This is a genomic window from Mesorhizobium sp. M0621 (assembly GCF_040320745.1).
GTDB lineage: Bacteria > Pseudomonadota > Alphaproteobacteria > Rhizobiales > Rhizobiaceae > Mesorhizobium.
The window spans coordinates 58,160-80,645 of sequence record NZ_JAMYQF010000008.1 but is presented as its reverse complement, the minus strand read 5'-3'; the positions used below and the strand labels follow the sequence as shown (position 1 = coordinate 80,645).

Genomic DNA, 22,486 nt, shown 5'->3' with positions numbered 1-22,486 from the left:
AAAATGCTGCGCATCGAATGCCCCTGCTGCGGTCCGCGCGACCATGACGAGTTCCGCTATGGAGGCGACGCTTCCGTCAGCCGTCCGACCCATGACGCTCCCGATCCGGAGGCCTGGTACGCCTATGTCTATGTCCGGAAAAACCCTGCAGGCCTCCACCGCGAGTTCTGGCAGCACGTGATCGGCTGCCGCCAGTGGCTGGTGGTCGAGCGCGACACGCGCAACCACATCGTTTCTTCCGTCACCTTCGCCAGGACATCGCGAGCATGAACGCCCAGAACAAGCGGCTACCCGGCGGCGGTCGCATCGACCGCTCTTGTCCCGTCGAATTCAGCTTCGACGGCCGAAAGATGACCGGATATCGTGGTGACACGCTCGCATCCGCGCTGCTCGCCAACGGCGTCACACTGGTCGGGCGCAGCTTCAAATATCACCGTCCGCGCGGCATTCTTTCCGCCGGACCGGAGGAGCCGAACGCACTGGTCACGCTCGGGACAGCGGGCCGGCGCGAGCCGAACCTGCCGGCGACGACTCTGGAACTTGACGATGGCATGGTCGCCGAAAGCCAGAACCGCTGGCCGTCGCTCGCCTTCGACGTGCAAAGCGTCAATGGCCTGTTCGCGCCGTTTCTTTCGGCCGGCTTCTATTACAAGACCTTCATGGGCCCGACACGGCGCGCCTGGATGGTCTACGAGCATTTCATCCGTAGAGCCGCCGGCCTCGGCCAGGCCGGCATCGAGCCGGATCCCGATCGCTACGAGGTTTGTCATGCCTTTGCCGATGTCGCAATTGTCGGTGGTGGTCCGGCCGGATTATCGGCGGCGCGGGCTGCGGCCGCCGCCGGCGCGCGAGTAGTACTGATCGAACAGGATTTCCTGCTCGGCGGCCAGCTTCTGGCGGAACGCTCGGACGGCGCGGCTGCTTCATGGTTGAACCAGATCGAAACCGAGTTGAAGAACTTCGAAACCGTCACGTTGATGAAGCGGACCAGCGCTTTCGGTATCTATGACGGCAATGTCATAGGCCTGGTCGAACAAAGCGATCAAGTCGGCCCGCCGCGAACCGGCGAAGCTCGGCAAACAGTCACCATGCTTCGCGCCCGCTCGATCGTTTCCGCCACTGGCGCCATCGAGCGTCCGATGGTGTTTTTGAACAACGACCGACCCGGCGTCATGCTTGCCTCGGCCGCCCGGACCTACCTCAACCGCTTCGCTGTCCTGCCCGGCAGGAAAGTCATCGTCACTGTTGCCAATGACAGCGCCTGGCGCACTGCGTTCGACTACGCCGCAGCCGGCGCAGAGGTGACGGTTGCCGATCAGCGCGCCGCACCGCCAACGGCGCTTGTCGCGGAAGCCGCACGCATCGGCGTCACGGTGCGGGCCGCAACGTGCATTGTCGACCTGCACGGCGGCCGTGCCGTCAGGGGCGCGACACTCGCCGGCCCGGACGGCCAATCCGAGGCCGCCTGCGATCTGGTTTGCGTGTCCGGCGGCTGGTCGCCGACCGTGCACCTGACTTCGCATCTGGGCATCAAACCTCGATACCGCGAAGACGTCGACGGCTTCGTGCCGGGCGCCTTTCCAGCCAATCAGTTCGGCGCCGGCGCAATGATGGGAAACTATTCGACCGCCGATGCCATCGAGGACGGCCATCGCGCCGGCGTCGAAGCGGCGTCCTTTTGTGGAAAGTCGGCGCCGGTATCAGCTCCTTCGAAGCTCGATCTGGGCGAGACTATCACGACCATGCTTCGCGAAGTCCCGTCCGCCCAACGCGGAAAAGCCTTTGTCGATTTCCAGATGGACGTGACGACAAAGGACATCGAACTCGCCCATCGCGAAGGCTATGAATCGGTTGAGCACCTGAAACGCTACACAACGCTCGGCATGGGTACCGACCAGGGCAAGACCAGCAATTTCCCCGCACTTTCCGCGATGGCCGCCCTGCGGGGCGCAACGGTCCCCGAAACCGGTACCACGACCTTTCGCCCGCCTTTCACGCCGGTCGCCATCGGCGCGCTTGCCGGCCGCGCCACCGGACATCATTTCAAGCCGTTCCGCCGCACACCGATGCACGACTGGCATCTGGCGAACGGCGCCGACATGCTGGAAGTCGGCCTCTGGATGCGGCCCTGGTTCTACAAGCAGTCCGGAGCCGATGTGAACGAAGCCTACGTCGCCGAAATGCGAAATGTGCGCCAGGCCGCCGGCCTGATGGACATCTCCACCCTCGGCAAGATCGACGTCCAGGGTCCCGACGCAGCCACATTCCTGGACCGTGTCTATGCCAACGGCTTCGCCAAACTGCCGGTCGGCCGTGCCCGCTACGGCGTCATGCTGCGCGACGACGGCATTGTCTTCGACGACGGCACCACGACGCGGCTGGCGGAAAACCGGTTCTTCATGACCACGTCGACCGCCAAGGCCGCCGACGTGCTGTCGCGGCTGGAGTTCCTGCTCGACACAGCATGGCCGGAACTGCGCGTCGCCGTCACCTCGGTGAGCGATGAATGCGCGGCGATGTCGGTCGCCGGACCGAAGAGCCGTGCGATCCTGGCGGCGGCATTTCCGTCGCTCGACGTTTCCAATGAAGCACTGCCGCATATGGGGTTGCACGAAAGCCAATGGGAAGGCCGCGCGCTGCGCATCCTGCGCCTCAGCTATTCCGGTGAGCGGGCCTATGAAATCTATGTCGGCGCAACTGCCGGCGAGCAGCTTTGGAGCCGCCTACTCGAAGTCGGCCGGCCGTTCGATCTGAAGCCCTATGGCGTCGAAGCGCTCGGCGCGCTACGCGTCGAGAAGGGCCATGTCGCGGGGCCAGAGATCGATGGGCGCACGACGCTCGACGATCTCGGCCTTGGCCGCATGGTCGGCAAGCGCAGCGGCTTCGTCGGCGATGTGCTGCGGCGGCGCCCTGCCCTGGTGGCGCCTGACCGGCAACGTCTGGTCGGGTTGGAATGCATAGAAGACGGAAAGCGCCTACGCGGTGGCGCCATCCTGTTCCTACCAGGCGAGAAAGCTCACGGCCACGGACGCGGGCGCGTCACCTCCGTCACCTTCAGCCCCGAACGTGGCCGCTATGTTGGGCTGGCATTGCTTGCCGGCGATGTCGCGACAGAGGGGACCGAGATCGTGGCCGTCTACCCCATGAAGGCCGAAACTATGCGTGCCCGCATCGTCTCGCCGGTATTCCTCGATCCGCAAGGAGAACGGCTGCATGGCTAGCCCGGATTTCAGCCTGTCCGTGGCCGACTGCCCGCTCATCCAGGTCGAGGGCTGGGACGGAACGCTGAGGCAATTCGAATCAAGCCTCTCGGCGGCGCTCGGCGCAGAACTTCCGGCCTCGGTCGGAGAGACGGTGCGTCACAGGAACCTTATCATCATTCGCGTTGCACCGCGCCGTCTCTGGCTGGCGCTCGACGACGGGACGCAAGCGCCGTCCCTTGCCATAGATCCGGATCTCGGCTGTTCGGTTTGCCTTGGCGAAGGTCGCGTGCGGTTCAGCCTGGCCGGAGGCGACATCGCAAGCGTTCTCTCAACCTGCGTCGCCGTCGACTGGCATGCGCCGACCGCCGCTCCGGGCCGGGCCGTGCAGACATCCTTCCACCATGTGCCGGTACTCTTGCTTCGCACCGGTGAGACCTCGTGCGATCTCTTCGCGCCGCGAAGCTTCGCCCGCAGCCTCCATGATTGGCTCGCCGACGGCTAGGCTGAATACTGCCCAGAAATCCCATTATGCGTATCCGACGCCGCCGCGCCGGGTTTGGTCATGCGACTTCGCTCATCACAAAGCGATTGATGGCGTTTGCTCCAGACTTTTCCCGCCCAAGGGAAGTCGATAGCCTCGTACTCCTGCGACAGCGCGCGGCCGTACGATGCCCAACTACCCGATCAATTAGTCATCGCTCACGGAACAAGGCGGCTCGGTGAACGTTGAAAAAATGGGTTCGCCGTTTGCGAAGCAGTGAAAGGCGGATCTCTCTTCCAGGAATAGGAGAAGACGATGGGAAGTCATCTGGTTCCTGCCGCCGCCGGGCTTATTCTGCTCGCCGGCATCGGCGTGGCCATCGCGGACGAGGTGATTATCACGCCCGAACAGCAGACGGTCATCCGCGAATATGTCCACAAGCATCCGCTGGCATCGATCAATCTTCTTGGGGTGGAGCTTAGTGTCGGCTCCGCTTTGCCCGACACGGTCGAACTTCGGTCGATCGATGTTCCCGATGTCAAATACAAATATGTCGTCGTCGGCGATCACACGGTGCTGGTCGACCCCGGCACGCGCAAGATTGTGAGAGTTATCGACTGACGGTAAGCCTGCCGTTCCTCGGGATGGCAGGCTTACCGCTCGATAGGAAAGGAGCCAGTTCAATGTTGCCGCATGTTGAGACGTGCGATGTGGCTGCGGCTGTCGATCAACTCCTGAACGAGCGATGCAATGCGTTGCTGTCGATGAAGGCAGCAATCGCCGCACTGCGGGAACGTACGGGAACGGAGCGCTCCGACGCGGATCTGGAAGGACTGATCACCAAGAAGGCGGCGCTCTTCGGCGTCGCGGTGCTGTCCGACAGGGACTGAAGGCGAAAGCGCCATTGGCCGGCGCGCTTGGTTGCCGTCGCAAGCAGGACAACGAACTCGGGTTAACGGGTTCCTTCGCAGCCTTCGCCGGCGCGTTGGCTAACGGAGCATCAAACGAAAAACCCGCCTGTGGGCGGGTCACTGGCGCAAATCAGCACCATGGACAAATATGTACCATAGCTGAGGGCACGAAGTCAAGAAAAAATTCCTATTCCTGCTAGGCTGAGCTATTCGCCACAGCGCGTCCTCACACTGAAGGTCTGTGGGGACAGTTCGACCGACCACACCATGATCGAGAGGCCTCTACCTCGACACCCGCTTATCGGCGAGCCTTCGACCTCGCCTGCCTAGCTGCCGCCGGTTTTATACGAATCCGCAACGATCCACCTTCGGGATGGTCAATCTCGAAAGAATTCGTTTTCCGCACGAGATCACTTAGTTTCCGAAACCCGAAGGTCCGCGGATCGAAGTCCGAGGCTAGGTTGGCGAGCTGCGTGCCGACAGCGCCGAGCGGGACCCAACCGTCCTCGCTCTCCATCTGCGCGATGACTTTCGAAATGACAGGCGTGGCGGCGCTGGGAGACTGAAGCGGGCTTGTGGCCCGGCTTGCGTCCCCACTATTCGCATGCGTCGTTGCAAGCAGGTTCTCCGTGTAGACGAATTTGCGGCAAGCCTGGCGAAAACTCTCCGGCGTCTTCTGCTCGCCGAAGCCAAACACATCGATCCCCTGCTCGCGGATGCGTGCCGCGAGACGAGTGAAATCGCTATCCGATGAAACCAGGCAGAAACCGTCGAAGCGACCGCTGTGAAGCAGGTCCATCGCATCGATCACGAGGGTGATGTCCGAGGCATTCTTTCCCGTTGTGTAGGCAAACTGTTGTTGTGGGATGATGGCATGCTTGGCGAGGATATCGGCCCAGCCTTTGGAACGGACGCCGGAGAAGTCGCCGTATATGCGGCGCACGCTTGCCTCGCCGAGCTTGGCGATCTCTTCGAACAGGCCATCAGCGATCTTGGACGACGCGTTGTCGGCGTCAATGAGAACAGCGAGACGAGGAGAACGGATCTCAGGCATTGGATTTCTCCTTGGAAAAAATTAGCCGAACCTTGAAGCGTCACCACGATTTTGAATGGTGGTTAGACGTAGGTACCAAATGATCCTGATCGATCGAACGGTCCAACGAGCTCATGCTTGGGGGCGCGCTGCGATCATGTCATCGCCTCTGCGAAAACCGGACAAGTCGGCCTGATCTTGCGTGCCTCGTCTTGCTCCTTTTCGGCCGCCTAGACGCCGAGTACGGCTTTCACCCGTTCGCGCGTGTAGGGCAGGTCGTGGATGCGCTTGCCCGTTGCGTGCCGGAACGCATTGGCGATCGCGCCGGCGGTCGGCCCTTGAGCTGCTTCCGCCACGCCGAGATAGGGCGAGCCTGGATTGTCGACGACATGCACCGCGACGCTGTCGGGAACGGCGCTGAAGCGCAGGATCGGGTAGGCCGACCAGTCGGGACTGAGGATGCGGGTGTCGTTGAAATGGACGGCCTCGTAGAGCGTCCAGCTCAGCGACTGCAATATGCCGCCTTCGGTCTGGTTGACGATCGAATCCGGCGCCACCGCCTCGCCGCAATCGACCGCGCACACGACATGCGAGAGGACGATGGCGCCGCTGTCGCGGTCCACGTCCGCTTCCAACGCGATTGCGAGATAGGCGGCGTGGTTCTTGTACTTGGCGAAGGCCAAGCCCCTGCCCCGGCCTTCCGGCATCGGGTCGTTGCTCCAGCCGAATTTTTCGGCCGCCACCTCGATCACCTTTTTGGCGCGCGGGTCCTTCAGGTGCCGCAGCCGGTACTCGACACGGTCGGCATTGGCCGCCAGTGCCAGCTCGTCCATGAAGCTTTCGATGGAGAAGACGTTGCAATAGGCGCCGAGCCCGCGCAGCGCCGAGACGCGCACCGGCATGTCGGCGACGAAATGCCAGTTCACGCGCTGGTTTGGCACATCGTAGAGCGGAATGGCATTGCGGTCGCCATTGCCGAGCGGAGAAATCTGCAGCTTGGCCGGGTCGGGCGGAAAATGCCGTGCCATCAGCCGGCCAGCGATCAGCGACCCGGCCGAACCCGGCCGCGTGCCATGGTTGTTGCTCCACAGATCGTAGTGCCAATTGACGATGTTGCCGTCCGCGTCGAGCGTTGCACTCGCCTTCGTCAGCATGGCCGGACCATAGGGTTCCCATAGATGCTCCTGGCCGCGCATCCACTGCACGCGCACCGGCGTGCCGGGCAGCGCCTGCGCGATCAGCGCGGCATCGGCCGCGGCATCGTCGGCGCCATTATGGCCATAGCAGCCGGAACCCTCGGTGTGGATGCAGCGCACCTTTTCGGGCAGTACGCCCAGCATCTCCGCAATCGCCTTGCGGTCGGGATAGACACCCTGCGTGTGCGTCCACACCGTCGTCAGGCCGTTGTCGACCATGGCGACCGCACTGGAAGGGCCGATCGAGCCGTGCATCTGATACGCGCGGGTAAACTGCGCCTCCAGCGTCTTTGCACCCGGCGCGGAATCGGCGCCAACCGAAGTCACCGTGCCGATTTCGGCAACTGATTTTTCGAGGAAGGGCGGGATCTGGTCCTGGTCCGGCAGTGCAGCCCGCTCCTGCCATTTTGCCGTCACCGCCATGGCGCGCATGGCCTTCACCGCCTGGAACTCCTGTTTCGCCACCACCGCCAGGAAATCGCCGTCATGGATCACCGCCACCACGCCCGGCATGGCCTTGACGGCCGCCTCCTCGAAACCGGTCAGCTTTGCCGAATAACTCGGCGGGCGGACGACGCGCGCATGCACCATGCCGGGCAACCGCATGTCCTGAACGAAAGCCTCGCCGCCGGTCACCTTGGCTGGAATGTCGACACGGGCGAAGGGCTTGCCGATCGCATGATAGGTCTCCGGCGCCTTCAGCCTGGTGTCGGCGGCTGCGTCGACATGCAGGAAATCGGCGGCGACCAGTTCGCCATAGCCGGCCGAGGCGCCATTGGGCCCGACGATCTTGCCATCTTGTGCCTTGAGCTGATCGACCGGCACGCCGAGCTTATCGCTGGCCTTGGCCACCAGGATCTGGCGCACCTGCGCCGACGCAAAGCGTATCGCAGTGCCGCTGTTCTGGATCGTCTGGCTGCCGGCCGTATAGCCTTCATTGGGCGTCAGTGCGGTATCGGCGGTGATCAGCCTGATTGCCGCGGGCTCGACTTCCAGCTCTTCGGCCGCGATCTGGCGCAGCGATGTCTTGGTGCCCTGGCCGAGTTCGGCTTTGCCGGTGAAGACGGTGATCGAACCATCGGCATCGACGCGTATCCAGGCATCCAGCGACGGCGTATCGGCAAGGCTGCCCGGCAGCGGCGACGTCTTGGCTGGTGCAGGGGCCGGCGCGGGTGCCGCAGGTGCCGCCTGCTGGGCTAGTGCTGGAACGGTGAAGGAGACGAGCAGCGCTCCTGTTCCGACCAGAAAACCGCGCCGGCTCAGGTCGGGGAAGTCTGGGGCGTTCATGATGCCCTCCCCGCGGCTGCCGGCATCGAGGCCGATTTCGATCTCATAAGGTCGCGGGCGCGGGCGACGGCACGCAGGATGCGCATGTGCGTGCCGCAACGGCAAAGATTCGGCTCCAGCGCCTGCCGGATGTCGGCGTCGCCGGCGTCGGGCTTGGCCTCGAGCAGAGCCTGTGCCCGCATCATCATGCCGGCGATGCAGTAGCCGCACTGCGCCGCCTGCTCCTCGATGAAAGCGGTCTGCATCGGCCCCGGCTCATCGATCGTGCCCAGCCCCTCAACCGTCTTGACCTGGCGGCCCTCCACCAGCATCGCCGGCGTCAGGCACGAGAAGATCGCCTGGCCGTCGACCATCACCGTGCAGGCGCCGCACTGTCCGAGTCCGCAGCCGAACTTGGCGCCGTTGAGCTTCAGATCGTTGCGCAGCACATAGAGGAGTGGCGTCGCAGGGTCGGCTTCGACGTCATGCGAGACGCCGTTGACGTTGAGCTTCATCATCTGGCTCCTGCTTTCATTTGTCCTGGGCCCCTACATTGTCCGGGCCGCGCTCGATGCCGTCGGACGGGCGTACGCTGACCTGGTATTTGCCGTTTCGTGTAGCAGTCAGCCGGTCGGCGGCATCCGGCCACGCCGGCTGGCCGGCGAAGGCCTCACGCAGATAGGCGAGCAGATCGGTCACCTGCTCGTCGCGCAGCGTCGCGGCGAAACCCGGCATGACAGCGCTCTGGCGTCCGCTCGCCGCCGGCAGGCCGAACAGCACGGTGTTGATGACGTTCTGCGGGCCGGGTGCATTGACCGCGCTCGAAAGATGGAAGTCTATACCGCCGAACGGCGGCAGGCGGCTGCCGTCATGGCAGGTCGCGCAGGCCGCCTGGAAGATCACCGCGCCGCGCCCGGCCGGCGTTTCGGCCGATGCCGATGCCGACACCGGAATGGGAACCGCGCCGGCATCGGCCGACAGTTTCGTTCGGATCTCCTGCGCTTTCGCGGTGCGCTGCGGCGAAGGTTCGCCCATCTGCGAGGCGACATAGGTGGCCATCGCGCTGATGTCGGCATCTGCAAGCCGGCCGAGATTGCCGGTCACCTCGCCCATCGGGCCGTTGGCGACGCCATGGTCGGTATGCCACCCTTGCCGGAGATAATCGAAAAGACTGTCACGCGTCCATGGCACCGGCGCGGGCGAGTTGGCATCGAGGGCGAAAGCCGTCCAGCCCTCGGCTTCGCCGCCGGCAAGGTGCGACCCCTTTTTCTCGGCGCCGAGCATGTTGCGCGGCGTATGGCAGGCGCCGCAATGCCCGAGGCCGTTTACGAGGTAGGCGCCACGGTTCCACTCGGCACTTTCCGACGCGATATTCTGGTATGCACCTCTGTCGAAGAACAGCAGCTTCCAGCCGGCCAGCACCAACCGCACATTCAGCGGGAACGGCAATTCATTGGCGGGCGGGCGCTTGGTCACCGGCTGGCGCGTCATCAGATAGGCATAGAGCGCGCTGTTGTCTTCGTCCGAGACCAGCGTGAAATGATCGTAGGGAAAAGCCGGGTAAAGGTGGTTGCCGGCGCGGTCGACGCCCTCGCGCATTGCACGGGTGAAGGCGGTCTGCGACCAGCGGCCGATACCCGTCTCGGGGTCGGGCGTAATGTTGGTGGAATAGATCGTGCCAAACGGCGTCGGCACGGCAAGGCCGCCGGCAAAGGATTTGTCGCCGGGCCTGGTATGACAGGACGTGCAATTGCCGACCGAGGCCAGCACCGCGCCTTTCTCGATCAGGGACTGATCGAAGGACGAGCGCTGCGGCGGCTCGACCGGATCGATCGCCGGTTTCCAGGCATAGGCGAAGAACCCAGCGCCCAACACAACGACAATGACAACAACGCTCATCCAGAAGCGTTTCAAGACAGGGCCTCCTTTGGCAGACCGTCCAGGGGCAGGAGCGCAGACACCTGATTATTCCCGCGCGTGTGTTCACCGCCACGCAGGAAAAGTTAGGCGCGATGCGGCTGTCGTCAATTGTCCGATTGCTTCAACTGCGATCACTCGCTTGCGAACCAGATATCGATCCTGTGGCGTGGACCGGAGGTTCTTCATTCTCGTCGGGGATTGGGCAGCGGAGTTTCGTCCTGGCAGCCTTTCCGGTTCGGGGTCCACGGTCGGTTCAGGCTTCCACGTTGGAGCCGGCATGGGCACATCGCGATTTGGGTCGGGTTCTCTTGGCTGCGACATCGAGATTATCTTCGTTCATGGCCGAACCCTCGCCATTGTGATCGTTGCGCAATCGGGATCTTGCATGGCTGGCGGTCGCGGCGAGGCATTGGCGCTCGTGTTTTGCAGATCTTTCGGAACCGGTGCGATTTTCAAGCCGTTGTCTTGGACAGCGATCGAGGAGAACCGTCATGAAGGACAAGGCAACAGATTTCGACAACACCTTGCCGCAGGTTGCCATCGACGATCAGGTGCGACAGCTGGCCGCCACAGCCGATTTGCCGCCAAACCAAGCCCGCGAACTGGTGCGCCGTCACGGCAACGATCCCAGGAAGCTGGAAGAGCTGGCAAAGTCGATCAACGCAGCGAACTGAGCCCAGGCAGATTGGAGCTGGGTCGAGCTGCATGCCAACGCGCATCAGATGTCGAGCAAGGCATAGGGGCGGCCGGTCGGCTTGGCCACATGCATGGCGACGTTGTAGACATTGGCTCCGCCAGGCGTTTGACCTTGGTAGGAGCCGCGATGCGCATGACCGTGCACGACGGCGCTGACCCGGAAACGATCGATCGTTTCCGCCAGACGTGAAGAACCCAAAAACGGAAATATCTCCAGCGGCTCTCCCGCAACGGTCTCGGCAATCGGGGCGTAGTGGAGAACTACCAGTGTGCGTTTAGTGCGGACCTGGCGCATCGCATTTTCAAGCCGCATTGCCTCGTTCACGTTTTCCGCGACCATCGCTTTGATCGCCGGTTCGCCGAAGGAGCCGAGCATGCGCGCCCCAAAGCCGCCGATGAACCCTTTTACGCCGACAAAGCCGACTTCCGCGATTTCGATCGTCTGCCCGTCGAGAAGGCGGACGTCCGCCTGGCGCAGGATGTTTGTGACGTCTTCCACCGCATCGGACTCATAGTCGTGATTGCCGAGCACGGCCACCACCGGGATCGAGCAGTGACGCAAATCCTCGGCGAGCAGCTCTGCTTCACGAGGCTTGCCGAGATTGGTGAGATCTCCGGCGAGCACTAGGACATCGGCTTCGCGCGATATTTCGCCGAAGAGATCGCGATACGAGGCTTGGGCATCTTCCCTGACATGCAGGTCGCCCACCGCGGCAATCTTGAGCGTGCGTGCACTCTCCGTCGACGTTGCGCTCTTGATGTGATCAGCCATCGCGAGATTCTCCCGCGCCGCCGACGCCCGCAAAGCCCCATTCCTTGACGTCGATTTCGTAGTCGACTTGCGAAAGCAGACGTCCGCGGCAGATCTTCATTCTGGGAGACGGCAATTGTCGTTGCTTGGCGAGGCGGTCCAGCAATTCATCGAGCAGCCAAGCCGGTATATGATCGCGCTCGCTCGGATAGATCCATCTGAAATTGAGAAGATGCATCAGCAGCACCTCCCAGTGAACCTCCAGATAGGAAAGCAGCCTGTGCCAGTCGATCTGGTCATGCGCCTTGAGAATCGTATGAGCGATATCGGCTCCGTCGTGGCGCCCCCTGTCCTGGATGAAGCATTTGGACCAGACAAGCTCGGTCGGACCGATGATCCTCACCCGACTGCCCAGCAGCTCGGTTTGACGGGCCTGCTCCAGCCACAGATCGCCAACAGGCATCATGCCGTTCGCAGAGGCGAAAATGACGTCGAAGAAATGTGTGCCCTTGAACACTTTTCCAAGCCACCGATCGTCTTCGATTTCGACCGCATATCCGAGCTGTTTGAAATGGGCGAGGATGCGCGGATAGTCGCCCGCCTTGCAAAAGATATCGAGATCCTTGGTCGGGCGGGTGACGCCCGTATAGGCGCTTAACGCATACGTTCCGGCGACAAGAAAAGGAATGTCCGTGGCGGTGAGTTCGCGGATCGCCTCCATATAGAACACCTCCGCCTCGGCGTTCTTGAGTGTCGGCGCAGCCTTTGCGTCGATCGTGGGAAGCGTTACCGGAGCGTTTTCGGGTAAAGGGCCATTGGACATGAACGATGACTCCGAATCCGACGGCCAACGACCGCCCACTGGAGTAACAACGTGAACCGCACCCCGGTTCCGCCGGCCAGGCAGCCAGCTGGATTTCATTCTCGTCACGGTGCGAAGATCAGGGGCCGACACGATCTATCGCGGGAGAACAATCCCGATGGCAAAAAACTGTTAGATATCATTTAGTTAATCTGGCGATCCCGACAGGATTCGAACCTGTGACCATCGGCTTAGAAGGCCGGTGCTCTATCCAGCTGAGCTACGGGACCGCTGGCCGGCCTGGGCCGGTTGGATACTTGACGCTGGCTGCCGTTCAATGCGTCCAGGGCGTCCTGCGGTCATAGCGGAAATTCTCCGCATAGGAAATCTGGCGGCGTTTGGTCTCTTTCGGCTCTTCGACGCGGTAGGCCAGCCCTTGCTTCTCGGCGTAGGCCACCGCCTCTTCCCGCGTGTCGAAGGTGAGCCTGATCTGGCTTCTCATGTCTCCCGACGTCGTGTAGCCCATCAGCGGGTCGATCTTCTTGCGCATCTCAGGATCGAATTCGAGCACCCAGTAGCCAGTCTTGCCCTTGCCGGACTGCATCGCGGTTTTGGCAGGGCTGAAAATGCGCGCGGACATGGCCACCTCGTTTTTGTGCAAGGCAGCATCGCTACCCTTTGCCCGTCATTACTGCGCAATGCGCACGGCGGCAAGGTTTTTGCACTTGCCATGCTCCACTGAAATGAATAGGCAACAGACCGTTCGGAGTGTAGCGCAGCCTGGTAGCGCATCTGGTTTGGGACCAGAGGGTCGGGAGTTCGAATCTCTCCACTCCGACCATTCTCTCATTTTCCACGAGATCCAGGCATCTGTGCCCGCGACGAGAGCCGTAACCACCACGGCCGACCGATCCGTCGTGCCCTTGATCCTCTTCGCTTCGTTGGCGAATGGCAGCATCGGCGGTTCGGTGGGCAATGCCGCGATACAGCTGGCGCGCTTTTGGCCAAGGCTACCGCCCGATGGGAACCTACCGTACACCGCTGGACCGCAAGAGCAGAGTGACCTCGTCGCACGCCTCCGCACCAGCCCTGTCGGCATTTGGCAGAAACAACCAATACTGTTGCTATCAGAGGCGCTTGATTTACCAATCTGAATGCGTAAAACGCCTCCATGAAAACCTTTCCGAACGATGTCTTTGTCCGGGTATGCCATGTAAAGACGGGATACGAGGACCGAGAGCGGCACATTTTGAAAGAGCTTGGAAGTCGGGGCATTCCCGTCAACTGGTTCTTGGATTACGATGTCTCGGATATCCAAGAAAAAATTCGAGAAGAGTTTTCTGAAACGACGCTTTCCGCACCGCAAATATCATGCAGTTTGAAACATATTGGTGTATGGCAGGAATTTTTGACCTCCGGATTGCCATATTGTCTCGTGCTGGAAGACGACGTTTTTCTTACTCCGGATTTTGTCGACAAGCTGAAGCAAGGAATTGCCGAACTTGGAAATCCCAATAGGAAAGTAGCGATCTATCTCGGCAATGCAGGTAACTACTACTTGCCAATCTGGAGAATATCGAAGCGGCAGAAGCTGTATCCTGCCCCCCATAGTCGTGCGACGGACTCATATCTCATCACGAGACCGACCGCGGAAGCGCGTTGTGATTGGTTTTCCAAAAACAAGATGACAACAACGATAGGCCACCAGTTGGACAGGACCGATCCGCTACTGGGCGTAGAAGTCCTTTGGTTTGAAAGGCCTATCGTTGAACAGGGAACCCACAACGGAGCCTTCCCGACCTCCATACCCGGTCAAAACAAGTGGCGCCCCTTATGGTACAAGCGACTTGAGTGGAATTGGAAAAAGGCTCGTCGCCGGATATTTGGGCACATCTAACTCCACTCCACAACGGTATCGGATCATCGCACCGATCTGGACCGCCAGAAGTTCGCCGTCCTCGCCCAATACTAAATCTCGAACTCTCCCTGCCCCTCATCCATGGCGCTGACGGTTTCAGCGGCGAGCGTGCGCGTGATTGGCGTCTTGCGCTCGAGCGCGGTGCGGTCCAGCCTTTCCACCACGCGCATGGCTGTCGCCAGCGAGCGCTCGATGCGGCGCACCAGATACTGCACGACATGCGGCTCGACCTCGACCTGGCGGTCGGCGAACAGCTTGGTGATGACGCCGGCGAGCAAGAGATCGTCGGGCTCATGGATCTCGACTGTCGCCGCCGCCTTCAGCCGCGAGGAAAGGTCAGGCAGCCTGACACCCCAGGCCGACGGAAAGCGGCGCGCCGTCAGGAGCAGCGTGGATCCGGCACCACGCACCGCATTGATCAGATGGAACAGGCCCTGTTCATCAACCGCTCCGGTATCGACATCATCGATCAGTGCCGGGCTGGCGCCGAGATTGGCGATGCTGTCGCCAATGCGCCTGGCGTCAACCGCCACCGCGTTGGCGCGCGCGCGCCAGATCGAGGCCAGGTGCGTCTTGCCCGAACCCGCGGGACCGGCCAGCACCACCACCGGCGAGGGCCAGTCCGGCCAGCGGTCGACCAGCGCCACCGCCTGGCTGTTGGTGCCGGAGACGACGAGGTCGTCGCGCGAATAGCCGGTGCCATGGCCGAGATCGAGCGGCAACTGACGCGGCGGGTCGGTTGGTTGGGCAGTCACTTCAGCGACGCGGTTGCGTGCGGCGGCCGCCGCCGCGATCGGCCGGAAGCTGCGGCACAGACGCAGCGCCGTGACCTTTGTAAAGCGGCGATTCGAGATAGCGGGCGATGGCAAACCGCACCAGCACGGCAACGGCGGCAGAAGCCGGCACCGCGATCAACAAGCCGACGAAGCCGAACAGCGCGCCGAAAGCAAACAGCGAAAACATCAGCCATACCGGGTGCAGGCCGACGCTTTTGCCGACCAGCCGCGGCTGCAGGATGTTGCCCTCGATGAACTGGCCGATGAAGAAGACCACCGCGACGGCGACGATCATCGTCCAATCCGGCCAGAACTGGACGATGGCAACGCCGACGGCCAGCACCAGCCCGGTGAGCGAGCCGACATAGGGAATGAAGGAAATCAGCCCGGCGAACAGGCCGATGAGGATGGCGAAATTCAAGCCGGTCAGCGTCAGTCCGGTGGCGTACATGGCGCCCAGCACCAGGCACAGCGTGCCCTGGCCGCGTACGAAGCCGGCGGTGGCGGTGTTGATGTCCTTGGCGATGGCGCGCACCGTCGCGACGTTGTCGCGCGGCACCCAGCTGTCGATGACCGCCACCATGCGGTCCCAGTCGAGCAGCATGTAGAAGGCGACCACCGGCGTCACCACGAACAGGCTGACCACCGAGACCAGCGCCACGCCGGAACTCCAGATCGAGGTGAAGACCGTGGTGAGCAGGCCGAAGCCGGAGGTCAGCAGCGAATTCAGCCCGTCACGCAAGCCATTGGCGTTGACGCCGAATCTCTGTTCCAGCCATTTCGGATCGAAAGACGTGATCAGGCTCTGCAGCCGGGTCAGGTATTCCGGCAATTTGCTGGCGAAATCGGCCATCTGCGTCGCCAGCACCGGAATGAGGATGACGAAGGCCAGCACCAGCACGATGAGGAAGGTGATGAGGATGACCACCGTCGCCATGAAGCGGGACAGGCCGAGCCGCTGCAGCCGGTCGGCGACCGGATCGAGGAAATAGGCCAGCACCATGCCGGCGACGAACGGTAAAAGGATGCCTGAGAAGACGTAGAGGAACAGCGCCAGCAGGACGGCGCTGATCAGCCAGAAGCGGATCTGGCGGTGAAATGCCAGAGACGCAGTTTCGCCTGCCGCCGCGGCCTCGGCGGCCGCTTCGATGGATTCTTGGTTAGGTGCCCGGTTTGGAGCCTTCGCCATAGCCGCTCATATGCCTCAGCCAAGCCACGAGATAGGCCGCGGCCGAAGCCACGGTCAAGACCCCGGATAGCAATATGAGGACTAGCCTCAGCGGGTCGAGGTGAACGACAAGGGCGAGTTCGCCCAGCACAACCGAGGCAAGCACGATCTGGATGGCGGTGTTGGCCTTCGACACAAAAAGCGGTTTCATCTCGACCGGATGGGCCATGACGGTGGACAACACAACGGCGCAGACGATCAACGCGTCGCGTGACACCATGGTGACGACGAGCCAGAGCGGCAATTGCCCGATGAAGCCCATGACGACGAAGACCGAAACCAGCAGCAGCTTGTCGGCGATCGGGTCGAGATAGGCACCGAGCGTGGACTGCTGGTTGAAACGGCGGGCAATGAAGCCGTCGACGCCGTCGGAAATGCCGGCAATGAGGAAACCGGCAAAGGCCCAGTCCCAGCGCGCCTGCAGCATTGCCAGCACCACCGCCGGCACCAGAACAAGGCGCAGGATGGTGATCAGATTGGGGATGGTCAAAGCGCGCCTGCCGGGTTTGCTTCTAATACATGATGGAGACGGAGGAGGATCGCAAGGGAGAAGCGCCAGACATGGCAAAGGTCTGTCTGTGAACCACCCCTTTTGCCCTGCCGCCATCTCGACACTCTCGCGTATATACGATGTCCCTAACCTTCACGGAAAATGTGCGGTCGCTGGACAGCGAAGACAGCAACCTGGGCTCGCGGCGACACCTTCCTTGATCAGACCGCAGACGCTTCAAGGATGGAAATGGGTCCTCGGGTCTGAATCACTCGTTCAAGGCGTAGCCCGGCGGCGTCGAACAAGCTTGCATATTGGGTCCGCGTTCTCTCCAGGCCACCAGTGACGGCGAGCATGACCACGTCGATACCCTTGATCTGGTTCGGTTCGTCACCTGGCGGCACGAGCGTCTCGGCCACAAGCACCTTCCCGTTCGGCAGCATTGCCTTGCGGCAATTTCGCAGGATCTCCGCGGCACGCCCATCATCCCAATCGTGAACGACCTTCTTGATGACGTAGACGTCACCGGTGGGAACACTTTCAAAGAAATTACCGGCGACAAATTCGGTGCGCGGCAGATCGCCTCCGGCACCCTGGCGTGCTGCCGCGACGCCCGAAGGCAGATCGAAAAGCACGCCGTCCAGGTGAGGGTTGCGAGCCAGGATCGCCGAGAGAAGCTGGCCATGTCCGCCGCCAACGTCGACGATCCGCGTGAACGGCTTGAAATCATAAGCTTCGGCAACGGCCTCGTTACTGCCTTGGCTCAAGGCGACCATGGCACGCTGAAACAAGGCAGCCTGCTCCGGATGTTCCGACAGCCAGTCAAACCTTGGGCTCCCGAAAACCTTGTTGAAGGCCGGCTTTCCGGTACGAACAGAATGCAGGAGCTGCTCGAAGGCAAGATAGGCCTCGCTGTTGATCATACGGACGAAGTCACGGGGACCCGACCGATCGGAGCGCAGCACCGCACCAACCTCCGTCAACTCGAAATGACGGGGCAGCACTTCCCTAAACACCCCTTCAGGCGCGAGAAGTCGCATTACACGATAAAGCGAGTCAGCATCCGATTGAGTGGCAGCCGCCAGTTCATCTACCGACCGCTCGCTGGCAGCCAGGAGATCGGGGATGCCGAGTTCGATAATGACGCGCAGCGCCTGTGACACGGCGAATCCGAAGCCTAGTCTCATGACCTGTTGCGAAGGATTGAGCATGGCTTGTCCCCCAATGCCTGATGCATGGCAACAGAGCACCAACAACAACTACATACAAGGATGCAAAGGGGGGAGGCGAAATGGAGACGCGAGGTTTGCCTCCGATGAGAAACGACGGCGGAGGAGATTTTGCACAAGGGGCGCCATCGCCTCGCTTTTATCGGGGGCAAAAGCCAACCATTCTGTCGTCATCCTTGCGAGGCGCAGCCGTTCATGCGAAGAGCCCGCAAACGAGCAGGAAAATTGCGATGAGCAAGCGCGACACAAGCCAGCCTAAGACGGGCCAGCCCAAAACGAGCCAGCCCAAAACGAGCAAGCGCAGAAACGGGCTCACCTATGCCGAGGCCGGTGTCGATATCGACGCGGGCAATCTCATGGTCGAGAAGATCAAGCCGTTGGTGCGCGCGACGCGCCGGCCGGGCGCCGATGGCGAGATCGGCGGTTTCGGCGGCCTGTTCGACCTCAAGGCCGCCGGCTTCACCGATCCGGTGCTGGTGGCGGCCAATGACGGCGTCGGCACCAAGCTCAAGATCGCCATCGATGCCGGCAAGCACGACACGATCGGTATCGATCTCGTCGCCATGTGCGTCAACGACATCGTCGTGCAGGGAGCCGAGCCGCTGTTCTTCCTCGACTATTTCGCCACCGGCAAGCTTGATCCCGATCAGGGCGCCGCGATCGTCGGCGGCATTGCCGAGGGCTGCCGCCAGGCCGGCTGCGCGCTGATCGGCGGCGAGACGGCCGAAATGCCCGGCATGTACCATGGCAACGACTACGACCTTGCCGGCTTTGCGGTGGGCGCGGCAGAACGCGGCCAGCTCTTGCCGACCGACGACATCGTCGAAGGCGACGTGCTGCTGGGCCTGGCTTCCTCGGGCCTGCATTCGAACGGATATTCTCTGGTGCGCCGCATCGTCGCCGTCAGCGGCCTGGCGTGGGGCGACCCGGCGCCATTCAACGATGAGGCCACGCTTGCCGAGGCGCTGCTTGAGCCGACCCGCATCTACGTCAAGTCGGTCCTCAAGGCTATCCGCAACACGCATGGCATCAAGGCGCTGGCCCACATCACCGGCGGCGGCTTCCCGGAAAACATTCCGCGCGTGCTGCCCAAGGATTTTTCGGCCGAACTCGATCTCGAGGCGATCGACGTCCCTCCAGTGTTCTCGTGGCTGGCCAAGACCGGCGGTGTGGCGCCGGAAGAGATGATGCGCACCTTCAATTGCGGCATCGGCATGATTTTGGTGGTCGCGTCCGGCCAGGCGGCGCAGGTCGCCGCCGTGCTGCAGGAGGCCGGCGAGACGGTAACGCCGATCGGCCGCATCGTGCCGCGCCGAGATGCCGGCGTCATCTATCGGGGCTCGATCGGCCTATGAGCGCGCAGAGGAAACGCACCGTTGTCCTGATCTCGGGGCGCGGCTCCAACATGACCGCGCTGATCGCGGCGGCCAGCGACCCGGCCTTCCCGGCCGAAATCGTCGGCGTCATTTCCGACAAGGCCGACGCCGCCGGCCTCGGCATCGCCAAGGCGCGCGGCATCGCCACGCAGGTCATCTCGCGTGCCGACCATGGCAGCAAGCAGGCGCATGACGCCGCCATCGACGCAGCACTCACGGCATTCAATGCCGATATCGTGGCGCTGGCCGGCTACATGCGCATCCTCACCCCCGGCTTCGTCCAGAAATGGCAGGGCCGCATGATCAATATCCACCCTGCTCTGCTGCCCGCTTTCAAGGGACTCGACACCCATGCGCGCGCACTCGCCGCCGGCATGCGCATCCATGGCTGCACCGTGCATTTCGTCACCTCCGAGATGGATGACGGCCCGATCATCGCCCAGGCGGCCGTGCCGGTGATGATCGGCGACAATGCGGATACATTGGCTGCCCGCGTGCTGAAGACCGAGCACCGGCTCTATCCGCTGGCGCTGGGGCTGGTCGCCGAGGGCAAGGCGCGCATGGAGGCCGGGCGCACCGTGCTTGCCCACTTTGCCGACGATGCCGACAACAGCACCTCGGTGGTGATGGCCCCCGATCCGCTGCGCGAGGAAGCCGACCTCGAGCATCTGGCGCGCATCACGCCGTGAGTCGAGAGCGTGGTGATGAAACAGCTTCTCCTGCTTCGCCACGCCAAATCGAGTTGGGACGATCCGGCACTCGATGATTTCGACCGTCCACTCGCCGACCGTGGATTGAAGGCGGCACAATTGATGGGGCGCGAACTTGCGGCGCGCGACTGGCTGCCGGAACTGGCGCTGGTGTCACCGGCATTGCGCACTCGCGACACCTGGCGGCTGGTGGCGGCGGAACTGCCTGCGCATCCCAAGGTGGTATTCGTCAAGGCACTGTACGACGCTTCAGCGGCAGATATTCTAAGCCAGATTCGTCAGGTCGATCCGTCGGACGGCAGCTTGCTCGTGGTGGGACACAATCCGGGTCTGGAAGATCTGGCCAACCAGCTTGCCGGGCCAGGGTCGGAGGCCAAGGCGCGCAAGAAGCTCGAGGAAAAATTCCCGACAGCAGCCCTCGTGCGCTTCGTTTTCGAGGGCGACTGGTCGGCCCTGTCTTGTGCCCGGCTGACACATTGTCTGCGGCCGAAGGATCTGGGCTAGAGTGCAAGACAGGTGGCGGGCAGCCTGCCGCGCACCCGCTCGAGGCGTCAGTTGCCCCAGATACCCTGACCGGATTCGGGCCAGTTGGTCTTCATCTTGGCATCGGTCGCCTTGTGCTTGGCCATATCCATGGTCCTGACCGAGCCGGTGACGGCATGATCGACGCTGACAACAGGCTGGTTGGCATTGCCGGATCCGTAGTGATCGCTGCCGGTAAAGGCGCTGCCCGTGGTAACGAGGATGACGGCGGCAATGAGAGCAATTCTGTTCATTTCAAGTCTCCTGGTTCTTGCGTTAGGCGGCGCCTTGGGAGGACGGTCCCGCTAAGAACAAGACCCTGGGCAGTCCGGTTCTATTCCCGGATGTGGAATGTTTTGGGACGCGGAATGTTTTTGCCGACTGCGAAGATCGCTGCTCAAGCCGGCGCCGCAGGCTGCGAGTCCCTGAAGCACAAAAAACAAGAGCGGCGGGCCAAGCCCACCGCTCTTTGTAGTCAAGACTTGACTGGATTAGCGGCCCCAGATGCCCCGGCCAGACTCAGGCGCCACCTTGGCGTTGGCGTCGCCCTGTGCCTTCGAGGGCTTCAGGATCGAGCCGGTGTGCGTGGTGTCGATGTTGAAAGTCGACTGGCCCGAAATCGACTGGCTCGAAGTCGACTGATTGGGAACCGGCTGGTTGGCGTTGTAGGAGCCGTAATTGTCGCTGCCGGCGAAAGCGGTGCCCGTGGCAACGAGAATGGCGGCGGCGGTGAGTGCGATCTTGGTCATTTTTTACTCCAATGGTTCTCTGTTCTGTCCGTCTAGTGCGTGCCCTTGGGAGGAATTTCGCGTCGGTCGGACCACCCCGAGATGGGTTTTCCCGGCTCCGGATTCCAATCACGAAGATGTTCCACGGATTGTGTGATTTCGGCCCTTGAAATTCGACAAATAGCCTCGGCGGTCACAATTTTATCATTTAAAATCAATCTGTTAACATACATTACCCGCCGCCGGGCGCGACCATGCACCGAGCCGGCGTTCACAACGCGCTGCACGGTCCGTCAACAGAAAACGAACCGATCGGTTCGATTTGAACCTATTTGGCCGCTCCGGAGTTCTTTTTTGCGATGTCGGCGCGGACGAGGTATGGATCCGAACAACCAACCGGGACGACAAACCGGCCCTATCGGCGGTCATGCGGTGACACGCCACCCTGTCGTGGCACACCCAACGGGTCGCTCAGTCCCAGCACGTCGCGCATGTCATATTCGCCGGGCGGGCGTCCCGCCACCCAGAGTGCGGCGGCGATGGCGCCGCGGGCGAACATGATGCGGTCGCCGGCCGCATGCGACAGGGTCACGGTCTCGCCCTCGGCGCAGAAGCTGACGCTATGTTCGCCGATGATGCTGCCGCCACGCATCACCGCAAAGCCGATCTCGCCGGCTGGACGCGGGCCGGTGACGCCGTCGCGGACCCGCCTTGCGACCGTCTCCAGGTCGATGCCGCGCCCGCCGGCTGCGGCTTGCCCCAGCATCAGCGCCGTTCCCGATGGCGCATCGATCTTGTGGCGATGATGCGCCTCGACAATCTCGACATCCCAGTCGTCGGGATCGAGCGCCTTCGCCGCCTGCTCGACCAATCCGGCCAGCATGTTGAGCCCAAGCGAAAAGCTGCCGGAGCGCACGATGGCGATGGTTTTCGCGGCAGCGACGATGGTCGCCAACTCAGCGGTGCTGAATCCTGTCGAGCCAATGACCAGGGCCGGCCCGCCACGCTCGGCGCAAATCCTGGCCAGGTCGGCCGATGCAGCCGGCGTGGTGAAATCGATCACGATTTCGGCCATGGCAAGCGCCTCGTCGCGGCTCACCAGACCTTCGCCGACACTGTCCGACCGGTGGAAGCAGGCGGCGAGCGTCAGCCGCGCGTCGCCCCGCAGGGCGTCCGCCATTTCGCGGCCCATGCGGCCCAGCGCGCCCGCGAGGGCTATCCTGATCGGTGGTTGGGGCATGGCGCCAGAA

The 22,486-nt window shown here is 62.4% G+C and carries 24 protein-coding genes and 2 tRNA genes; 11 read left to right on the top strand and 15 right to left on the bottom strand.

All coding sequences use genetic code 11. From position 1 onward, the window contains the following. Positions 1 to 3 precede the first annotated feature (3 nt). The 5 genes from NKI38_RS08145 (at position 4) to NKI38_RS08125 (ending at position 4,574) form a co-directional block, all read left to right on the top strand. On the top strand, positions 4 to 270 hold the full coding sequence (locus tag NKI38_RS08145; protein ID WP_352656270.1) for a sarcosine oxidase subunit delta: 267 nt from the start codon (positions 4 to 6) through the stop codon (positions 268 to 270). Further along, the gene (locus NKI38_RS08140) at positions 267 to 3,221 is read left to right on the top strand and encodes a sarcosine oxidase subunit alpha family protein (protein ID WP_352656269.1); all 2,955 of its coding nucleotides are present in this window, start codon (positions 267 to 269) and stop codon (positions 3,219 to 3,221) included. Before NKI38_RS08145 ends, NKI38_RS08140 begins: the two co-directional genes overlap by 4 nt. Next, positions 3,214 to 3,705, top strand: coding sequence for a sarcosine oxidase subunit gamma family protein (locus tag NKI38_RS08135; protein WP_352627149.1), 492 nt, complete (start codon positions 3,214 to 3,216; stop codon positions 3,703 to 3,705). The genes NKI38_RS08140 and NKI38_RS08135 overlap by 8 nt, the downstream gene beginning before the upstream one ends. Positions 3,706 to 3,999: 294 nt before the next feature. Beyond that, entirely contained in the window at positions 4,000 to 4,305 is a 306-nt protein-coding gene (locus NKI38_RS08130; RefSeq protein ID WP_352627147.1) for a DUF1236 domain-containing protein, read from the top strand. A gap of 62 nt (positions 4,306 to 4,367) precedes the next feature. After that, complete coding sequence (locus tag NKI38_RS08125; protein ID WP_352627145.1) at positions 4,368 to 4,574, top strand: hypothetical protein; 207 nt, start codon at positions 4,368 to 4,370, stop codon at positions 4,572 to 4,574. 319 nt (positions 4,575 to 4,893) lie between these two features. Here the strand turns inward: NKI38_RS08125 and NKI38_RS08120 are convergent, their stop codons facing one another. The 4 genes from NKI38_RS08120 to NKI38_RS08105 all read right to left on the bottom strand — a co-directional run bounded on the left by NKI38_RS08120 (position 4,894) and on the right by NKI38_RS08105 (position 9,989). After that, entirely contained in the window at positions 4,894 to 5,649 is a 756-nt protein-coding gene (locus tag NKI38_RS08120; protein ID WP_352656267.1) for an NYN domain-containing protein, read from the bottom strand. A 209-nt stretch (positions 5,650 to 5,858) separates the two neighbouring features. After that, positions 5,859 to 8,111 (bottom strand): xanthine dehydrogenase family protein molybdopterin-binding subunit, encoded by a 2,253-nt coding sequence (locus NKI38_RS08115; protein WP_352656265.1) that lies wholly within the window; start codon positions 8,109 to 8,111, stop codon positions 5,859 to 5,861. Then, positions 8,108 to 8,608, bottom strand: a complete 501-nt coding sequence (locus tag NKI38_RS08110; protein ID WP_352656263.1) for a (2Fe-2S)-binding protein — start codon at positions 8,606 to 8,608, stop codon at positions 8,108 to 8,110. Before NKI38_RS08110 ends, NKI38_RS08115 begins: the two co-directional genes overlap by 4 nt. Before the next feature lie 13 nt (positions 8,609 to 8,621). Next, complete coding sequence (locus tag NKI38_RS08105) at positions 8,622 to 9,989, bottom strand: c-type cytochrome (protein ID WP_502899273.1); 1,368 nt, start codon at positions 9,987 to 9,989, stop codon at positions 8,622 to 8,624. A 512-nt stretch (positions 9,990 to 10,501) separates the two neighbouring features. Between NKI38_RS08105 and NKI38_RS08095 the strand changes: the two genes are divergently transcribed. Then, positions 10,502 to 10,684 carry a hypothetical protein gene (locus NKI38_RS08095; RefSeq protein WP_352656259.1) on the top strand — a complete coding sequence of 61 codons (183 nt, stop codon included), beginning with the start codon at positions 10,502 to 10,504 and terminating at the stop codon, positions 10,682 to 10,684. Positions 10,685 to 10,728: 44 nt separating this feature from the next. Here the strand turns inward: NKI38_RS08095 and NKI38_RS08090 are convergent, their stop codons facing one another. The 4 genes from NKI38_RS08090 to NKI38_RS08075 form a co-directional block, all read right to left on the bottom strand. After that, positions 10,729 to 11,478 carry a metallophosphoesterase family protein gene (locus NKI38_RS08090; protein WP_352656426.1) on the bottom strand — a complete coding sequence of 250 codons (750 nt, stop codon included), beginning with the start codon at positions 11,476 to 11,478 and terminating at the stop codon, positions 10,729 to 10,731. Then, entirely contained in the window at positions 11,471 to 12,280 is an 810-nt protein-coding gene (locus NKI38_RS08085) for a nucleotidyltransferase family protein (RefSeq protein ID WP_352656424.1), read from the bottom strand. Before NKI38_RS08085 ends, NKI38_RS08090 begins: the two co-directional genes overlap by 8 nt. Before the next feature lie 192 nt (positions 12,281 to 12,472). Next, positions 12,473 to 12,549: transfer RNA gene (locus NKI38_RS08080), tRNA-Arg, on the bottom strand. Positions 12,550 to 12,593: 44 nt separating this feature from the next. Continuing rightward, positions 12,594 to 12,899 carry an ETC complex I subunit gene (locus NKI38_RS08075; protein ID WP_352627134.1) on the bottom strand — a complete coding sequence of 102 codons (306 nt, stop codon included), beginning with the start codon at positions 12,897 to 12,899 and terminating at the stop codon, positions 12,594 to 12,596. Between the two features lie 124 nt (positions 12,900 to 13,023). On the opposite strand from NKI38_RS08075, the gene NKI38_RS08070 reads away from it, so the two are divergent. Together NKI38_RS08070 and NKI38_RS08065 are read left to right on the top strand one after the other, a co-directional pair. Next, positions 13,024 to 13,100, top strand: a tRNA-Pro gene (locus NKI38_RS08070). Positions 13,101 to 13,430: 330 nt separating this feature from the next. Then, positions 13,431 to 14,156, top strand: coding sequence for a glycosyltransferase family 25 protein (locus NKI38_RS08065; protein ID WP_352656257.1), 726 nt, complete (start codon positions 13,431 to 13,433; stop codon positions 14,154 to 14,156). A gap of 71 nt (positions 14,157 to 14,227) precedes the next feature. On the opposite strand, the gene hdaA is transcribed toward NKI38_RS08065, so the two are convergent. From hdaA to NKI38_RS08045, 4 genes are all read right to left on the bottom strand, one after another. Next, a complete protein-coding gene (gene hdaA / locus NKI38_RS08060; RefSeq protein WP_352656255.1) occupies positions 14,228 to 14,932 on the bottom strand; it encodes a DnaA regulatory inactivator HdaA in 705 nt (234 codons plus the stop codon). Position 14,933: 1 nt separating this feature from the next. Then, positions 14,934 to 16,142 carry an AI-2E family transporter gene (locus tag NKI38_RS08055; RefSeq protein WP_352656253.1) on the bottom strand — a complete coding sequence of 403 codons (1,209 nt, stop codon included), beginning with the start codon at positions 16,140 to 16,142 and terminating at the stop codon, positions 14,934 to 14,936. Then, positions 16,114 to 16,671, bottom strand: a complete 558-nt coding sequence (locus NKI38_RS08050) for a CDP-alcohol phosphatidyltransferase family protein (protein WP_352627129.1) — start codon at positions 16,669 to 16,671, stop codon at positions 16,114 to 16,116. Before NKI38_RS08050 ends, NKI38_RS08055 begins: the two co-directional genes overlap by 29 nt. A 221-nt stretch (positions 16,672 to 16,892) precedes the next feature. Then, entirely contained in the window at positions 16,893 to 17,882 is a 990-nt protein-coding gene (locus tag NKI38_RS08045) for a methyltransferase (protein ID WP_352656251.1), read from the bottom strand. A 248-nt stretch (positions 17,883 to 18,130) separates the two neighbouring features. Here NKI38_RS08045 and purM point away from each other — a divergent pair, with 248 nt between their 5' ends. From purM to NKI38_RS08030, 3 genes are read left to right on the top strand one after another with little or no spacing between them, the layout of a single operon-like run. Beyond that, complete coding sequence (gene purM, locus NKI38_RS08040) at positions 18,131 to 19,255, top strand: phosphoribosylformylglycinamidine cyclo-ligase (protein ID WP_352656249.1); 1,125 nt, start codon at positions 18,131 to 18,133, stop codon at positions 19,253 to 19,255. Beyond that, positions 19,252 to 19,965 (top strand): phosphoribosylglycinamide formyltransferase, encoded by a 714-nt coding sequence (gene purN, locus NKI38_RS08035; protein ID WP_352656247.1) that lies wholly within the window; start codon positions 19,252 to 19,254, stop codon positions 19,963 to 19,965. The genes purM and purN overlap by 4 nt, the downstream gene beginning before the upstream one ends. A 15-nt stretch (positions 19,966 to 19,980) precedes the next feature. Beyond that, on the top strand, positions 19,981 to 20,490 hold the full coding sequence (locus tag NKI38_RS08030; RefSeq protein ID WP_352656245.1) for a SixA phosphatase family protein: 510 nt from the start codon (positions 19,981 to 19,983) through the stop codon (positions 20,488 to 20,490). 47 nt (positions 20,491 to 20,537) lie between these two features. Here NKI38_RS08030 and NKI38_RS08025 read toward each other — a convergent pair whose 3' ends face one another. The 3 genes from NKI38_RS08025 to dapB all read right to left on the bottom strand — a co-directional run bounded on the left by NKI38_RS08025 (position 20,538) and on the right by dapB (position 22,476). Beyond that, positions 20,538 to 20,762, bottom strand: coding sequence for a DUF680 domain-containing protein (locus tag NKI38_RS08025; protein WP_352656243.1), 225 nt, complete (start codon positions 20,760 to 20,762; stop codon positions 20,538 to 20,540). 237 nt (positions 20,763 to 20,999) lie between these two features. Then, the gene (locus NKI38_RS08020; RefSeq protein WP_352656241.1) at positions 21,000 to 21,257 is read right to left on the bottom strand and encodes a DUF680 domain-containing protein; all 258 of its coding nucleotides are present in this window, start codon (positions 21,255 to 21,257) and stop codon (positions 21,000 to 21,002) included. A gap of 394 nt (positions 21,258 to 21,651) precedes the next feature. Then, positions 21,652 to 22,476: a 4-hydroxy-tetrahydrodipicolinate reductase gene (gene dapB / locus NKI38_RS08015; protein ID WP_352656239.1), complete on the bottom strand. Its 825-nt coding sequence runs from the start codon at positions 22,474 to 22,476 to the stop codon at positions 21,652 to 21,654. Positions 22,477 to 22,486 lie beyond the last annotated feature (10 nt).

Coding starts and splice junctions, on each gene's coding strand:
- NKI38_RS08140 (WP_352656269.1), top strand. CDS start 267: ATGAACGCCCAGAACAAGCGGCTACCCGGCGGCGGTCGCATCGACCGC.
- NKI38_RS08045 (WP_352656251.1), bottom strand. CDS start 17,882: ATGCTCAATCCTTCGCAACAGGTCATGAGACTAGGCTTCGGATTCGCC.
- NKI38_RS08135 (WP_352627149.1), top strand. CDS start 3,214: ATGGCTAGCCCGGATTTCAGCCTGTCCGTGGCCGACTGCCCGCTCATC.
- NKI38_RS08110 (WP_352656263.1), bottom strand. CDS start 8,608: ATGATGAAGCTCAACGTCAACGGCGTCTCGCATGACGTCGAAGCCGAC.
- NKI38_RS08125 (WP_352627145.1), top strand. CDS start 4,368: ATGTTGCCGCATGTTGAGACGTGCGATGTGGCTGCGGCTGTCGATCAA.
- purM (WP_352656249.1), top strand. CDS start 18,131: ATGAGCAAGCGCGACACAAGCCAGCCTAAGACGGGCCAGCCCAAAACG.
- NKI38_RS08055 (WP_352656253.1), bottom strand. CDS start 16,142: ATGGCGAAGGCTCCAAACCGGGCACCTAACCAAGAATCCATCGAAGCG.
- NKI38_RS08075 (WP_352627134.1), bottom strand. CDS start 12,899: ATGTCCGCGCGCATTTTCAGCCCTGCCAAAACCGCGATGCAGTCCGGC.
- NKI38_RS08065 (WP_352656257.1), top strand. CDS start 13,431: ATGAAAACCTTTCCGAACGATGTCTTTGTCCGGGTATGCCATGTAAAG.
- NKI38_RS08105 (WP_502899273.1), bottom strand. CDS start 9,989: ATGAGCGTTGTTGTCATTGTCGTTGTGTTGGGCGCTGGGTTCTTCGCC.
- NKI38_RS08030 (WP_352656245.1), top strand. CDS start 19,981: ATGAAACAGCTTCTCCTGCTTCGCCACGCCAAATCGAGTTGGGACGAT.
- dapB (WP_352656239.1), bottom strand. CDS start 22,476: ATGCCCCAACCACCGATCAGGATAGCCCTCGCGGGCGCGCTGGGCCGC.
- NKI38_RS08120 (WP_352656267.1), bottom strand. CDS start 5,649: ATGCCTGAGATCCGTTCTCCTCGTCTCGCTGTTCTCATTGACGCCGAC.
- purN (WP_352656247.1), top strand. CDS start 19,252: ATGAGCGCGCAGAGGAAACGCACCGTTGTCCTGATCTCGGGGCGCGGC.
- NKI38_RS08145 (WP_352656270.1), top strand. CDS start 4: ATGCTGCGCATCGAATGCCCCTGCTGCGGTCCGCGCGACCATGACGAG.
- NKI38_RS08090 (WP_352656426.1), bottom strand. CDS start 11,478: ATGGCTGATCACATCAAGAGCGCAACGTCGACGGAGAGTGCACGCACG.
- NKI38_RS08020 (WP_352656241.1), bottom strand. CDS start 21,257: ATGACCAAGATCGCACTCACCGCCGCCGCCATTCTCGTTGCCACGGGC.
- NKI38_RS08085 (WP_352656424.1), bottom strand. CDS start 12,280: ATGTCCAATGGCCCTTTACCCGAAAACGCTCCGGTAACGCTTCCCACG.
- NKI38_RS08095 (WP_352656259.1), top strand. CDS start 10,502: ATGAAGGACAAGGCAACAGATTTCGACAACACCTTGCCGCAGGTTGCC.
- NKI38_RS08115 (WP_352656265.1), bottom strand. CDS start 8,111: ATGAACGCCCCAGACTTCCCCGACCTGAGCCGGCGCGGTTTTCTGGTC.
- NKI38_RS08130 (WP_352627147.1), top strand. CDS start 4,000: ATGGGAAGTCATCTGGTTCCTGCCGCCGCCGGGCTTATTCTGCTCGCC.
- NKI38_RS08025 (WP_352656243.1), bottom strand. CDS start 20,762: ATGAACAGAATTGCTCTCATTGCCGCCGTCATCCTCGTTACCACGGGC.